This window comes from Streptomyces sp. NPDC047085 (assembly GCF_040643735.1).
Taxonomy (GTDB): Bacteria; Actinomycetota; Actinomycetes; order Streptomycetales; family Streptomycetaceae; genus Streptomyces.
The window spans coordinates 62,387-75,669 of sequence record NZ_JBEYUW010000012.1; the positions used below are offsets into that span (position 1 = coordinate 62,387).

Here is a 13,283-nt window from a genome sequence, read left to right on the forward strand (position 1 = left end):
TGATGGTGTCGTTGGACGTTCCACCCGCTAGGAGGCCTAGGGTCGAGCCGCGTCCGTGGGCGGCCGACGGAGGGTGGTCAGACGGCGGTGGTACTCCTCGTCGTCGATCTCGCCGCGCGCGTAGCGTTCGGCGAGGATCTGTTCGGGGCCGCCGTCCGGGGGCGTCTGCCGCCAGGTGCCGTGTCCTCCGTCGGGCGGGCCAGGGCGGGCCAGAGCCCGGAAGAGCAGGACGCCGAGGGTGATGATCAGCGCCCAGAACAGCACCGTGCCGACCGACATCGCGAACCAGCCCCAGCAGTTCACGCCATGGCCGTACCAGAACATCATGATCCACCTCACCTTCCCGAGTCGTCCCGGGTAAGAGGCCCACAGGGGGATCTCCTGGTATCCATCGTCGCTCGCCGTACGGCCGGAGGGGACGGGCCGAAGGGCCCTGCTCGATGGGCCACCGAGCCCTGCTCGGCGTGCGTCGAGGCTGGGAGGTGCGGCTCTTCCGGCGAAGGACGATGACCGGCCCTATCGTGGAACTGCGGCACCGTGACGACCAGGCCGCCCGCTCTGCCACGATGCGGGCTCGGACTCGACCCGACGCTCCCGACCACGAACCGAGCGGTGCCGCGCGTCGTGGAACTCCCGGACGGATTCACGGAAACGGATTCACGGAAGGGGCGCGCATGAAGCCGGAGCAGCGGCCGCTCCCGCCCCGACTGCACCTGCACATGGGCGCCGAGCCGGGTGGCGTCATCGAGCAGCTCGACGTGCTCGCGCGCGCCCAGGCGCGCTTGCTGGGCCTGCTGGACGCCGTGCTGGCGATCAGCCGGGAGCTGGAGCTGCCCGAGGTGCTGCGCCAGATCGTGAGCACCGCGCTGGAGCTGGTCGGTGCCCGCTACGGCGCTCTGGGCGTCGTGAACGAGCGACGCACGGGCCTGTCCGAGTTCATCACGGTCGGGATCACCGATCAGGAGCAGGCCGATCTGGCCGACATCGCGCTGCCGCACGGCCGTGGGCTCCTGGGGCACCTGATCCACCACACCGAGCCGCTGCGGGTCGACGACATCGCCGCCCACCCTCTCTCGGTCGGTTTCCCGCCGGGGCACCCGCCGATGCGCACCCTGCTGGGCGTGGCGATCGGTGTCCGCGGCGACATCTACGGGAACCTGTACGTGTCCGAGCGTCTCGACGGGCAGCCCTTCGACGAGCAGGACGAATCCGTGCTCCTGGCCCTGGCCGGCGCCGCGGGCGTGGCCATCGACCATGCCCGGCTCTTCGCTCAGGTGCGGAGCGGGGCCGAGCAGTTCCAGCGCCTCCTGCTGCCGATCCTGCCCGACCTGCGGCCCTTCACCGCCGCCGCGATCTACCGTCCGGCGACCGCCCCCGCGCACCTGGGAGGAGACTGGTACGACGCCCTGCTGCTCCCCGACCACGCGTGCGCGGCCGTCATCGGCGATGTCGTCGGGCATGACCTGCGATCGGCAGCGGCCATGGCCCAGACCCGGCACATGCTGCGCGCCCTGCTCTACGACCGGCGCACCCCGCCCAGCGAGGTCCTCCACCAGCTGGACCGCACCCTGCACGCGATCACCGACGACCCCCTCACCACCGCCTGCCTGGCCCGCATCGAGCCCGGCGGAGACCCCTGGCTGCTGCACTGGAGCACCGCGGGGCACCTCCCGCCGCTGCTGATCACTCCGGGCCGGCAGCCGGTGTACCTGCTTGCCGAGCCCGGCGTACCCCTGGGCGTCGACGCCGCCCAGCCTCGCCCCGACCACAAGCACCCGCTGCCTGCGGGTGCCACCGTGATCTTCTTCACGGACGGCCTGGTCGAACATCCCCACCGGTCCCTCGACACGGGTCTGCGCGCCCTCTCCGCAGCTGCCCTCGCCCACGCCCACCTGCCCGTCGACGATCTCTGCACGATCCTCGCGGACAACCATCCCAGCGACGGCCACGACGACCTGGCGATCCTCGCCCTGCGCACACCTCCCGGGTGACCGGGCGCCGTCGATCGGGTTCGGCGCGTCGGGCATCCTTGGGGTGAGCCGGCAAGACGGTGAGGGGAGCTGTGGTGGAGGACCGCGCGCGGGATTCGCGTGAAGTGGAGACGTCCGGGATGTCTCCACAGCTGCGGCTTGACGCACTGCTGGACGACCTGCAGGCGCAGGTGGCACAGGTCAGGTCGGCCCGGGACCGGATCCACACGTTGCTGGACGCCGTCCTGGCGGTCGGCTCCGACCTGGACCTGGAGGTGGTGCTGCAGCGCATCGTGGAGTCGGCGGTCACCCTGGTCGACGCCCAGTACGGGGCCCTCGGTGTGCTGGGCGAGGAAGGCACGATCAAGCAGTTCGTCACCGTCGGCATCGACGAGGACGCCATCGCCCGCATCGGGCACTACCCACGCGGCGAGGGCATCCTCGGGTTGCTCATCCGGCACCCGGAGCCGCTGCGGCTGGCGAACCTGGCGGAGCATCCGGCATCCGTCGGCTTCCCGGCCGGGCACCCGCCGATGACCAGCTTCCTCGGCGCCCCCGTCCGCGTGCGCGACCAGGTCTTCGGCAACCTCTACCTGACCAACAAGAAGAGCGGCGCGGAGTTCGACAGCGACGACGAGGCGGTGCTGCGCACCCTGGCCGCTGCGGCCGGTGTGGCGATCGACAACGCCCGGCTCTACGACGACGCGCACCGCCGGCAGCGGTGGCTGGCGGCCAGCAACGAACTGACCCGCAGCTTGCTGTCCGGTGCGGAGCCCGCCGCCGTGCTGGAGGCCTTCACCGCCACCGTGCGGGAGATGGCCGGGGCGGATCTGGTCACCCTGGCGGTGCCGGTCGGCGACAAGGGCGAGCTCGTCATCGAGGCCGCCTCGGGCATGCGGGCCGAGGAGGTCCGCGGGCTGCTGCTGCCCGCCACGGCACTGGGCGCGAAGGTCTACACGTCCGGCGAGACGATCACCAGCGATGCCGTCAGCGCCGACCCGCGCGCCGCGGGCGGCAGCGCCTCGGTGGTGGAGCTGGGGCCGGCGTTCCTGGTACCGCTCGGCACCCGGGAGCACGTCCGGGGAGTGCTGCAGGTCGCGAACGAGCCGGGCGGCGCCCTCTTCACCGACGCCGTGGTCGACATGGTCACCGGGTTCGGCAACCAGGCCGCGCTGGCCCTGGACGTCGCCGAGCACCGGCGCGACACCGAACGCATGGTCGTGCTCAACGACCGTGACCGGATCGCCCGGGACCTGCACGACCTGGTCATCCAGCGGCTGTTCGCCGGCGCGCTGTCACTGCAGTCCACTCTGGGGCGGGTCTCCGACCGTCCGCAGGTGAGCGAGCGCATCCAGCGGGTCGTGGACGACCTGGACGACACCATCAAGATCATCCGCTCGACCATCTACGCCCTGCGTGAGCACGACCGGTCCCGTCGCGGCAGCGGACTGCGCGCCCAGCTGGTCGCGGCCACAGAGCGGGCCGCCGAGTCGCTCGGCTTCGCCCCCGCGCTGCGCATGACCGGACTGCTGGACACGGCCGTGTCCGCGGAACAGGCCGAGCAGCTGCTGGCCGTGCTCGGCGAGGCCCTGTCCAACGCGGCCCGGCACGCGCACGCCACCACCGTCGACGTCGGCGTCGAGGTCACCGACACCGCCCTGAAGGCCCGTGTGGCCGACAATGGCCGCGGCATCGACCCGGCGGTCACCCGCCGCAGCGGCCTGGCCAACCTGCGCCGACGCGCGGAGGAGATGGGCGGTACGTGCACGCTGTCCGCGAACCGGCCGAGCGGCACCGTCATCGAGTGGGTCGTCCCGCTCTCCTCGTCCGCCTGACGCGGCTGCAGGGCCGCTCGGGGCGCACCCGCCGAAGCGAACAGCACGGGGCGACGCGCGGAGAACCGCGCGGCGGTCCGCCTGGCGGCAGAGGCCGCGCAGTGGTTCGGCCTCGGGGATGGAGCAGGGGCCGCGGGCCGGCCGGTTCGTGGTGCGTGCCGGGGCCTGATCCACTATCGGAACGCGGACCCGCTCAGGGGGTGGACCGTACGGCCTCGGCGACGGGCCCGGCGGGCCTCGGTTCCCGGCCGTGCGGGCCGGGCGACCTGGCTCCCCTCATGGGGCACGTGTGTACATGGGCCGTCCGGCCCTAACAGCGCCCCGGTCGCCGGAGGCACCATGGACGGATGTTCCACGGCAACGGCTTTCGCGCGCTCGATCGGCAGGAGTGCCTGCGCCTGATGGCGAAGGCGCCGGTCGGTAGGGTCCTGTACACCCGCCAGGCGCTGCCCGCGGTGCTTCCGGTCAACTTCTCCCTCGACACGGACGGCTCCGTGCTCCTGCGCACCTCGGCGCGTTCGGACCTCGTCCGCGCGATCGACGGGGTCGTGGTCGCCTTCGAGGCCGACGACTTCGACGCCGCGACCCGGTCCGGCTGGAGCGTGGTCGTCACCGGGCGGGCGACCGTGGTGACGGACCCCGCCGAACACGAACGGCTGTCGCGGACCGGCCCGCGCTCCTGGGTGGTCACGCACGACGGGGTCTTCGTACGCATCGAGGCCGAGATGGTCACCGGCCGGGAGCTCACGGGCACACGCGGCACGGACTGACCGCTGACGGGTACGCAGCCGGTCAGCCCAGACCGTGGGGGTGCGGCCTGTCGTTGGAAAGGCGGCGGTTCGCAGCGCCTGTCTCCGCCTGCCCGCGGGCGCGCGGAGTGCGGCCGCCGTCCCGGCCGTAGCCGAAGCGGATCAGCGGTTGCGGGTGGCACCTCGCGCTGCGGAACCTCCGGCACGGGGTCATCCCCGTACCGGCGGCCGGCCGGAGTCGGCTCGCCCTGGTGCTGGAGACGCACGGGATGCTCCTCGCCGGCTGGTACGGCGTGATCGCCGTCCTCGTCCTGACCCGGTTCTGGCCGTACTGGAGCAGCTTTGCTGTGACCGGCCCCGCCGGGGGCTGACCGGAGCGGCTGTCTCAGGCGTGCGTGAGGGCTCGGAAGGGCACGGCGATGTCCATGACGTGCTCGTCCGCACCGGCGTCGGCCCAGTTCGGATAGTAGATCTCGCGTGCGGAGGCACTCGGCCGCAGCCCCCGGTCGTGGAGCCACGCGGTCACGGCCTCGAAGGCGCCCGCCACCGTCGGATAGGGGCTCTGCTCCTTGCGCAGCTCGGTGAACGCCTGCCGGTGGGCCGGCTCCAGGCGCACTCCGATGCGTCCGGCGGGCTCGATCGGGGCGTCCGTCGGGACGCACACCTCGACCGGGCCGTTGCCGTCCTGGTCGACCAGCCCGTGGTAGACGGCGAACACCGGCCCGGACAGGCAGGCGCCCGCCGTGCGCAGATGCGCGAACAGCTCTTCGGTGGCCTCACCGAGGAACGCCCCCAGGTGCTCTGCCGTGACGTGCTGCTGCACGAAGGCGACCCTCTGCTGACGGACCTCGCGTTCGCCGATGACGTACATGGCCGTCGGCCTTCCGCTCAGCATGTTCTGGATGTGGAGTGCGAGAGGCCGGCGGGCGCGGTGCTCCTCGTCGCAGCGCCGCGCGTACTCGGCGACGAGCCGCGCCGCCTCACCGCCCTCGGCCGAGAGGACGGGGCCGATGAGGGAGAGCGGCATCCCGAGGGCCCTCAGGAGGGTGATCAGGCGGGCCTCTGCCATCTGCGCGGGCTCGTAGTACCGGACGCGGCTGCGCGGATCGACATGGGCGGGTACGAGCAGGCCCTTGTCCGCGTAGAGGCGAAGCGCCTTGTGACTCAGCCGGCTGTGCGCGGCGAACTCCCCGATGACCATCAGTTCTCGCATGCGCCCATCCTCGGCCCTGCCCCTGGGGCAGCGGCAAGCGCGGGACGGGACAGGGACCGCGGGGCACGGGTCAGCCCCGGCGCCGGGGCGCCGGGGCTGAAAGTGGGCACTCACTGCCGGGAGTTGGGCGGTGTCAGCCCTCGGCGTGGGCCAGCCACAGGTCGGGGCCGAAGACCTCGTAGCGGATGCGGCGCGCCGGGACACCGGCCTGGAGCAGTTGACCGCGGACGGCGCGCATGAACGGGAGCGAGCCGCACAGGTACACGTCGGAGTCGGCGGGGAGGTCCAGGCCGTCGAGGTCCATCAGGCCCGGGTGGGAGCCGGGTTCGTCGGTCGCGTCCTGCTCGTACCAGAACTCGACTCTCGCGTCGGGCAGTTGCTCGACCAGGCGGCGGGTGTCGGCGCGCAGGGCGTGGTCGGCCGGGGCTCGGTCGGCGTGCAGGACGTGGACGGGCCGGGTGGAGCCGGTGGCGGCGAGGTGTTCGAGCATGGCAACCATGGGGGTGCAGCCGATGCCGGCCGAGACCAGCAGCAGCGGGGTGTCGGCGTCGTCGAGGACCACGTCGCCGAACGGGGCCGACAGGGTCAGCTCGTCGCCGGCTCCCACGGCGCGGTGGAGCTGGTTGGAGACCTCGCCCTCGGGGGCGTCGGCGACGCTCGGCACCCGCTTGACGGTGATGCGCCGCAGCCGGTCGCCGGGGGCGTTGGACAGGCTGTACTGGCGGGTCTGGTGGATGCCGTCGGACATGAGGACGCGGACGCTGACGTACTGGCCGGCGCGGGCCTCGGGCAGCGGGCCGTCGTCGGCTGGGCGCAGCAGGAAGGAGGCCACGTCGGGGGTTTCGTCGCGCCGCTCCACCACGGTCCACTGCCGCCACGGATCGCGCGGGTCGACCTGGGCCTCCTGGTAGAGCCGGGCCTCCAGGGCGATGAGCGCGCCGGCCATCAGCCAGTACACCTCGTCCCAGGCGCCGGCCACCTCCGGCGTGACCGCCTCGCCCAGCACGTCGCCGATCGCCCGGAACAGGTACTTGTGGACGATCGTGTACTGGTCCTCGGTGACGCCGAGCGCCGCGTGCTTGTGGGCGATCCGGGACAGCAGGGCGTCCGGGCGGGCGTCGGGGTCGGCCAGCAGCGCCTGGGCGAAGGCCGCGATCGATCCGGCCAGGGCCTTGCGCTGCTCGCCACTGGCCTGGTTGCCGCGGTTGAACAGCCCGTCCAGCAGCTCGGGCTGCTCGGCGAACATGCTGCCGTAGAACCGTGCGGTGATCTCGTCCAGGGCCCCGCCCACGGCGGGCAGGGTGGCACGGACGACAGCGGCCGACTCGGGCGAAAGCATGGCTCTCCTTTGTGGTGCGGCAGGTAGCGGGACGGCGCTCACCGTCACAGCCGGGGGTCCGTCACACGGATCCGGCCGGCACATCGATCGTGCCGTTGGCGCCGTCGCGTTCAATAGGGCCGAAGTGCCCTGAGGACGGTCCCGACCGTCCCGAGGGCCGTCGCCGCGGCCACGGCGGCGGCCGTCCCGGGGACGAGGAGCAGCACGACGACGCTCCGGGCACGTCGGGTGTCCGCCGGTCGCCGGTCGAGGCGCAGCTCGGCCCAGTCGCGTGCGGCCTCGCGCGTCTCACGGCGGTGCTGCACGGCCGCGCGTGCCCGAAGGCCCACCGTGACCGCCGCGCCGGCCACCGCCGTGGCGAAGGGTGTCCACCACGCCTCCGAGACGAGCAGCAGCACCGCGACGATCCCGGCCGTGGTCCAGCCGCTGACGCAGGCGGCCGCGGCTCTGCGATGGGAGAGGGGCCGGTCGGCTCCCGCGCGCAGGTCGGCGATCGCCGGCAGGTACCAGACGCAGCCCGCCAGGGTCACCGCCCCGGCTCCCAGGGCGAGAACGGCTTGGGACATGGTCTACTTCGCCGCCTCGAGTGCGGCGATCTCCGGGTGGTGCAGGTCGAACGCCGGGGACTCGCTGCGGATGCGAGGGAGCCGGACGAAGTTGTGGCGCGGCGGCGGGCAGGAGGTGGCCCACTCCAGTGAACGGCCGTAGCCCCACGGGTCGTCGGCCTCGACCGGCTTGCCGTACTTGGCGGTCTTCCAGACGTTGTAGAAGAACGGCAGGATCGACAGGCCGAGCAGGAACGCCCCGATCGTGGAGAGGGTGTTGAGGGCGGTGAAGCCGTCGGCGGCGAGGTAGTCGGCGTAACGGCGAGGCATGCCCTCGACGCCCAGCCAGTGCTGGACCAGAAACGTGAGGTGGAAGCCGACCGTGAGCGTCCAGAACGTGAGTTTGCCGAGGCGTTCGTCGAGCATCTTGCCGGTGAACTTGGGCCACCAGAAGTGGAATCCGGCGAACATCGCGTACACGACCGTACCGAAGACGGTGTAGTGGAAGTGCGCGACGACGAAGTACGAGTCGGAGAGGTGGAAGTCCATCGGCGGGGACGCCAGGATCACTCCGGTCAGGCCGCCGAACACGAACGTGATCAGGAAGCCGACGGTCCACAGCATCGGGGTCTCGAAGGACAGCGAGCCCTTCCACATGGTGCCGATCCAGTTGAAGAACTTCACCCCGGTCGGCACGGCTATCAGGAAGGTCATGAAGGAGAAGAAGGGCAGCAGCACACCGCCGGTGACGTACATGTGGTGCGCCCACACCGTCACCGACAGGCCCGCGATCGCGATCGTCGCCGCGATCAGTCCCATGTAGCCGAACATCGGCTTGCGGGAGAAGACGGGGATGACCTCGGAGACGATCCCGAAGAACGGCAACGCCAGGATGTAGACCTCGGGATGGCCGAAGAACCAGAACAGGTGCTGCCACAGCAGCGCCCCGCCGTTGGCCGCGTCGAAGACATGGCTGCCGAACTTGCGGTCCATCTCCAGCGCGAACAGCGCGGCGGCCAGCACCGGGAACACGATCAGGACCAGCAGGGCGGTCAGCAGCACGTTCCAGGTGAAGATCGGCATCCGGAACATCGTCATGCCCGGTGCGCGCATGCAGATGATCGTGGTGATGAAATTGACCGCGCCGAGGATCGAGCCGAAGCCGGACAGCGCCACGCCCATGATCCACAGGTCGGCGCCGAGGCCCGGCGAGTGCACGGCGTCCGACAGCGGGGCGTACAGGAACCAGCCGAAGTCGGCGGCCCCGTCCGGGGTGAGGAAGCCGAACGCCGCGATCGAGGAGCCGAACAGGAAGAGCCAGTAGGCGAGCATGTTCAGGCGCGGGAAGGCGACGTCGGGGGCGCCGATCTGCAGCGGCATGATCCAGTTGGCGAAGCCGGTGAACAGCGGCATCGCGAACATGAGCAACATGATCGAGCCGTGCATCGTGAACGCCTGGTTGAACTGTTCGTTCGACATGATCTGGAGCCCCGGACGGGCCAGCTCCGCGCGCATCAGCAGCGCCATCACGCCGCCGACGATGAAGAACACGAACGCGGTGACCAGGTACATCGTCCCGATCTTCTTGTGGTCGGTGGTCGTCAGCCACTCGGCCCACGACGGCCGTCCGCCGGCCGCCTGCTCCCTTGGGCCGGGTGTCCCCACGGCCGCGGAGACCCCCGCCGCGTCCCTCGGCCGCACGGTCTCCACCTGTTGTTCTTGCGTCTCGTCCACCGGACGGTGTCCTCCCCTTGTGCCATGTCGACGACGAGCCGGGAAGTGCCGTGGTACGGGTATGGACCTGGCCTTCCCGGCCGCCGCCTCATGATCGTCGGAGGGGCACCTGGGCCGGATGGGCCGAACAGCCCCGGAACGGCCATCGGATGGGGTCCAACGGCCCCTCTTCGCGGGGCGGCGGCGACAGCGGCCGCCTGGCGTGGTTCGGCGCATGCGGGCCGACCGGGTCCGCCTCGGCGCACATGCGGTCGGCGGGCCATGGCGTACGGTCTTCGTAGGAACGTACGGTGACGTCCTCGTGAGTCCTCGGGCGGTGGAGGCGGCATGGCCGGTAAGAACGCGGCGAAGCTGCCGCGCGACGTGTACGAGAAGGAACTGCTGCGCCTGCAGACGGAGTTGGTGCAGTTGCAGGAGTGGGTGCGGTCCGAGGGCGCCCGGCTGGTCGTCGTCTTCGAAGGGCGGGACGCGGCGGGCAAGGGCGGCACCATCAAGCGGGTCTCCGAGCACCTGAATCCGCGCGTGGCGCGGATCGCGGCGCTGCCGACGCCGACCGAGCGCGAGCGCACCCAGTGGTACTTCCAGCGGTATGTGGAGCACCTGCCGGCCGGCGGGGAGATCGTGCTGTTCGACCGGTCCTGGTACAACCGGGCCGGCGTCGAGCATGTGATGGGCTTCTGCACCAAGGAGGAGCACCAGCTCTTCCTCCGGCAATGCCCGATCTTCGAGCGGATGCTCGTGGAGGACGGGATCCTGCTGCGCAAGTACTGGTTCTCGGTGAGCGACACCGAGCAGCAGGAGCGGTTCCGGCGCCGCCTGGAGGATCCGCTGCGCCGCTGGAAGCTGTCGCCGATGGACCTGGAGTCGATCACCCGTTGGGAGGCGTACTCCCGGGCCAAGGACGAGATGCTGGTGCACACCGACATCGTCGAGGCGCCCTGGTACGTCGTGGAGAGCGACGACAAGCGCCGGGCCCGTCTGAACATGATCGCCCACCTGCTGGACTCCGTGCCCTACCACGACGTACCGCCGCCGGTCCTCGAACTTCCGGACCGGCCGCCGTCGACCGGCTACGAGCGGCCGCCGCGCGATCTGCAGACCTACGTCCCCGATCACGCGGCGAGCCTCTGAGCAGCCGATCGCCTGAACAGCCGGTCACCTGAACAGCCCGTCACCTGAACAGCCGGTCACCTGATCAGCCGATCGCCTCGCTCACACCCGCTGGGGTACGACCGCGACGGGGCAGGCGGCCTGGTGCAGCACCGCGTGGGCGACGCGGCCGAGCTGGAGCCCGAAGTGGCCCTCGTGGCGCCGGGCCGCGACGACGATCAGGTCGGCGTCGGCCGAGCCGTCGACCAGGACCCGGCGGGCGTGCCCCTCGACGGTGCGCCGGTGCACCTCGACGTCGTCCGGGACGTCCCGCAGAGCCGCTTCCAGCACCTCCGCGGCCTGTTGCTCGTACTGCCGGGCCGCTTCGCCGGCCGGTACGGGGCGGTGGGTCGACGTGTGGGCGGGGCGGCGCCAGGCTCGTACGGCCTCCAGCGGCACGCCTCGGCGTCGTGCCTCCCCGGCGGCGAACAGTACCGCCGCCGCGTCCGCCGGCTTCTCGCCGACGCCGAGGACGATGCGGCCGCGCCTGCCGGGAGTGGCCCGGTTGTCGTGACTGCCTCGCAGCACGATCACCGGACAGTGCGCGTGGCCGGCCACCGTCACGCTGACCGAGCCGAGCAGGGCCTCGGCCATGCTGCTCCGACCGCGTGAGCCCACGACGACGGCGGTGGCGGTACGGCTCTCCCGCAGCAGCGCGTACTCCGGTTCCTCGGGCAGCACGTCCGTGGTGACCTTCACGTCGGGCCGGCGACTCCGCGCCCGGCGCTCGGCGGTCTCGACGATGTCCTCGGCCATCACCTGTTCGGAGGGCTTGCCGACGTCCGTCGCGAGCACGACGCCTTCGTACCGTTCCCACAGCGAGGCGTACACCAGCCGGAGCGGCAGCCCTCGCAGGGCGGCCTCGTCGGCCGCCCAGTCGACGGCGCGCAGGCTCGGCTCGGAGCCGTCCACGCCGACGACCAGGGGCTCACCGATCTCTCGTACGACAGCTGCGTTCATGGTCTCCACTCTCCTCTGCCGCGGTGTCGGCGGCTTGTCAGCGGTGCGCGACGACGGCGACGGGGGCGGCGGCGTGGTGGAGGACGGCGTGGGTGACGGGACCGATGTGGGCGCCGACGGAGGAGCGGCGGACGCGCCGGCCGACGACGACCAGGGAAGCCTCGCGGGAGGCGTCGATCAGGAGGAGCGAGGGGCTGCCACAGCGGGACTCGGTGACGACCTCGACGTCCGGGTACTTCCGCTGCCAGGGGCTCAGCACCTCGGCGAGGGCGGCGGCGTCGCTCTCGGCCACCATCGTGGTGACGTCGGGGGCGGGGGCCATGCCGTAGGCGTAGTACGACGGTGGGGTCCAGCCGTGGACGACCCGCAGCGGTACCGAACGGCTCGCGGCGGCCTCGAAGGCGAACTCGATCGGCGCGGCGTCCGCGTCCTTGGCGTCCAGCCCGAGCAGGACGGGGCGGAACGGCGTGCCCGCGGAGGGGATGCCGGCCGGGTCCATCTCGTGCTCGTCCGCTGCCTGCTCACCGGAGCGGACCAGGACGACGGGCCGCTCGGTGCGGGCGAGGACCGCGAGGCCGACCGAGCCGACCAGGAAGCCGCCGATCGCGCCCAGGCCGCGCGAGCCGAGGACGAGCATGTCGGCGTCCTTCGCGGCGTCGGCCAGGGCCTCGGCGGGCCGTCCCGTGAGCTGCTCGGCGGTCACCTCGACGCCGGGGTGGCGCAGCCGCAGACCGTCGGCGGCCTCGCGGGTGACGCTCCCCCAGGCTTCGCCGGGGGGTACCCCCATCTCGCTTCGCTCGGTCCACTGCTGCTGTGTCTCGGCGCCGAGGTGCGGGGCCAGGGCCATGGGTTCCGGTACCGGCTCCCGGACCTGGACGAGCCTCACCCGCAGTCCGCGCAGGCTCGCCTCGCGGGCCGCCCACTCCGCGGCGGCGCGGCTCTCGGGCGAGCCGTCGAGACCAGATGGTGCGGGGCATGATCGCCACCTCCTGAATCGGGGGACCCGGGCGGCCCCGGTGACAGCGTCGTGTTCAGGGGGCGAAGGAGGGCAGGGGCCGCTGGTCCCTGGACCGGGACCTTGGGCCCCATGCACGGGTCGACGGCCCAGGACCGCGGCGAGGTCCGGCCCCCGTGCGAGCCCGCATCAGGGCCGGGTGGCCCCGTTCCGGGCCGGATGGCCCCTCGCCTCGTCCAGGCCGCCGCCACACGCTGGAGATGCCAGTTCGCACACCCCGACCGGGAGGCAGGCCATGAACACCCCGAGCATGCTGCGCGCGCTGCCCGCCGAGCACCGGCTGCGGCTCATGCGTCTCGCCCGCGAGGTGGCGATCCCGCAGGGAACGCGCCTCTTCAACGAGGGTGCCCGCGCGGACCGGTTCTGGATCATCCGCACCGGCTCGATCGACCTCGACACCCACGTGCCCGGTCGGCGCCACGCCACGATCGAGACCCTCGGCCACAACGAACTCGTCGGCCTGTCCTGGCTGTTCGCGCCACATGTGTGGCACCTGGGCGCCACGGCGGCCACACCGGTGCGGGCCTACGAGTTCGACGCCACGGCCGTCCGCTCGCTCTGCCGGGACGACCCGGCCCTCGGCCAGGCCCTCACCCAGTGGGTCGGCGACGTGCTCGCCCACCGCCTGCGCTCCACCAGGACGCGGCTGCTCGACCTCTACGCCCCGTACGGCGCGGGAAGCGCCGTCTGAGCGGGCGGATCGTGCCGCTGATGCAGGACGGGCCGGACAGGCTGGACTGGAAGGACAGGCTGGATTAGCGGGACTGGCAGGAC

General features: G+C 72.0%; 11 protein-coding genes and 1 pseudogene. 5 read left to right on the forward strand and 7 right to left on the reverse strand.

Annotated features, from left to right (window positions below):
- Positions 1-36: 36 nt before the first annotated feature.
- The gene (locus ABZ865_RS32335; RefSeq protein ID WP_361238270.1) at positions 37-327 is read right to left on the reverse strand and encodes an SHOCT domain-containing protein; all 291 of its coding nucleotides are present in this window, start codon (positions 325-327) and stop codon (positions 37-39) included.
- Between the two features lie 392 nt (positions 328-719).
- Between ABZ865_RS32335 and ABZ865_RS32340 the strand changes: the two genes are divergently transcribed.
- The 3 genes from ABZ865_RS32340 (at position 720) to ABZ865_RS32350 (ending at position 4,575) form a co-directional block, all read left to right on the forward strand.
- Positions 720-1,991: a GAF domain-containing SpoIIE family protein phosphatase gene (locus ABZ865_RS32340; protein WP_361238824.1), complete on the forward strand. Its 1,272-nt coding sequence runs from the start codon at positions 720-722 to the stop codon at positions 1,989-1,991.
- 119 nt (positions 1,992-2,110) lie between these two features.
- Entirely contained in the window at positions 2,111-3,805 is a 1,695-nt protein-coding gene (locus ABZ865_RS32345) for a GAF domain-containing protein (RefSeq protein WP_361238273.1), read from the forward strand.
- A 347-nt stretch (positions 3,806-4,152) separates the two neighbouring features.
- Positions 4,153-4,575, forward strand: coding sequence for a pyridoxamine 5'-phosphate oxidase family protein (locus ABZ865_RS32350; protein ID WP_361238276.1), 423 nt, complete (start codon positions 4,153-4,155; stop codon positions 4,573-4,575).
- Between the two features lie 364 nt (positions 4,576-4,939).
- Here the strand turns inward: ABZ865_RS32350 and ABZ865_RS32355 are convergent, their stop codons facing one another.
- The 4 genes from ABZ865_RS32355 to ctaD all read right to left on the reverse strand — a co-directional run bounded on the left by ABZ865_RS32355 (position 4,940) and on the right by ctaD (position 9,385).
- Positions 4,940-5,767 (reverse strand): MerR family transcriptional regulator, encoded by an 828-nt coding sequence (locus ABZ865_RS32355; RefSeq protein WP_361238279.1) that lies wholly within the window; start codon positions 5,765-5,767, stop codon positions 4,940-4,942.
- Between the two features lie 133 nt (positions 5,768-5,900).
- Positions 5,901-7,106 carry a globin domain-containing protein gene (locus tag ABZ865_RS32360; RefSeq protein ID WP_361238282.1) on the reverse strand — a complete coding sequence of 402 codons (1,206 nt, stop codon included), beginning with the start codon at positions 7,104-7,106 and terminating at the stop codon, positions 5,901-5,903.
- Positions 7,107-7,216: 110 nt separating this feature from the next.
- Positions 7,217-7,672: a hypothetical protein gene (locus ABZ865_RS32365; protein WP_361238285.1), complete on the reverse strand. Its 456-nt coding sequence runs from the start codon at positions 7,670-7,672 to the stop codon at positions 7,217-7,219.
- A 3-nt stretch (positions 7,673-7,675) separates the two neighbouring features.
- Positions 7,676-9,385, reverse strand: a complete 1,710-nt coding sequence (gene ctaD / locus ABZ865_RS32370; RefSeq protein WP_361238288.1) for a cytochrome c oxidase subunit I — start codon at positions 9,383-9,385, stop codon at positions 7,676-7,678.
- 327 nt (positions 9,386-9,712) lie between these two features.
- On the opposite strand from ctaD, the gene ppk2 reads away from it, so the two are divergent.
- On the forward strand, positions 9,713-10,516 hold the full coding sequence (gene ppk2, locus ABZ865_RS32375) for a polyphosphate kinase 2 (protein WP_361238291.1): 804 nt from the start codon (positions 9,713-9,715) through the stop codon (positions 10,514-10,516).
- An 81-nt stretch (positions 10,517-10,597) separates the two neighbouring features.
- Here the strand turns inward: ppk2 and ABZ865_RS32380 are convergent, their stop codons facing one another.
- The gene (locus ABZ865_RS32380) at positions 10,598-11,494 is read right to left on the reverse strand and encodes a universal stress protein (protein WP_361238294.1); all 897 of its coding nucleotides are present in this window, start codon (positions 11,492-11,494) and stop codon (positions 10,598-10,600) included.
- 37 nt (positions 11,495-11,531) lie between these two features.
- Positions 11,532-12,471 (reverse strand): annotated as a pseudogene (locus ABZ865_RS32385) (universal stress protein).
- 273 nt (positions 12,472-12,744) lie between these two features.
- Between ABZ865_RS32385 and ABZ865_RS32390 the strand changes: the two are divergent.
- A complete protein-coding gene (locus tag ABZ865_RS32390) occupies positions 12,745-13,200 on the forward strand; it encodes a cyclic nucleotide-binding domain-containing protein (RefSeq protein WP_361238296.1) in 456 nt (151 codons plus the stop codon).
- Positions 13,201-13,283 lie beyond the last annotated feature (83 nt).

Coding starts and splice junctions, on each gene's coding strand:
- ABZ865_RS32335 (WP_361238270.1), bottom strand. CDS start 327: ATGATGTTCTGGTACGGCCATGGCGTGAACTGCTGGGGCTGGTTCGCG.
- ABZ865_RS32340 (WP_361238824.1), top strand. CDS start 720: ATGGGCGCCGAGCCGGGTGGCGTCATCGAGCAGCTCGACGTGCTCGCG.
- ABZ865_RS32345 (WP_361238273.1), top strand. CDS start 2,111: ATGTCTCCACAGCTGCGGCTTGACGCACTGCTGGACGACCTGCAGGCG.
- ABZ865_RS32350 (WP_361238276.1), top strand. CDS start 4,153: ATGTTCCACGGCAACGGCTTTCGCGCGCTCGATCGGCAGGAGTGCCTG.
- ABZ865_RS32355 (WP_361238279.1), bottom strand. CDS start 5,767: ATGCGAGAACTGATGGTCATCGGGGAGTTCGCCGCGCACAGCCGGCTG.
- ABZ865_RS32360 (WP_361238282.1), bottom strand. CDS start 7,106: ATGCTTTCGCCCGAGTCGGCCGCTGTCGTCCGTGCCACCCTGCCCGCC.
- ABZ865_RS32365 (WP_361238285.1), bottom strand. CDS start 7,672: ATGTCCCAAGCCGTTCTCGCCCTGGGAGCCGGGGCGGTGACCCTGGCG.
- ppk2 (WP_361238291.1), top strand. CDS start 9,713: ATGGCCGGTAAGAACGCGGCGAAGCTGCCGCGCGACGTGTACGAGAAG.
- ABZ865_RS32380 (WP_361238294.1), bottom strand. CDS start 11,494: ATGAACGCAGCTGTCGTACGAGAGATCGGTGAGCCCCTGGTCGTCGGC.
- ABZ865_RS32390 (WP_361238296.1), top strand. CDS start 12,745: ATGAACACCCCGAGCATGCTGCGCGCGCTGCCCGCCGAGCACCGGCTG.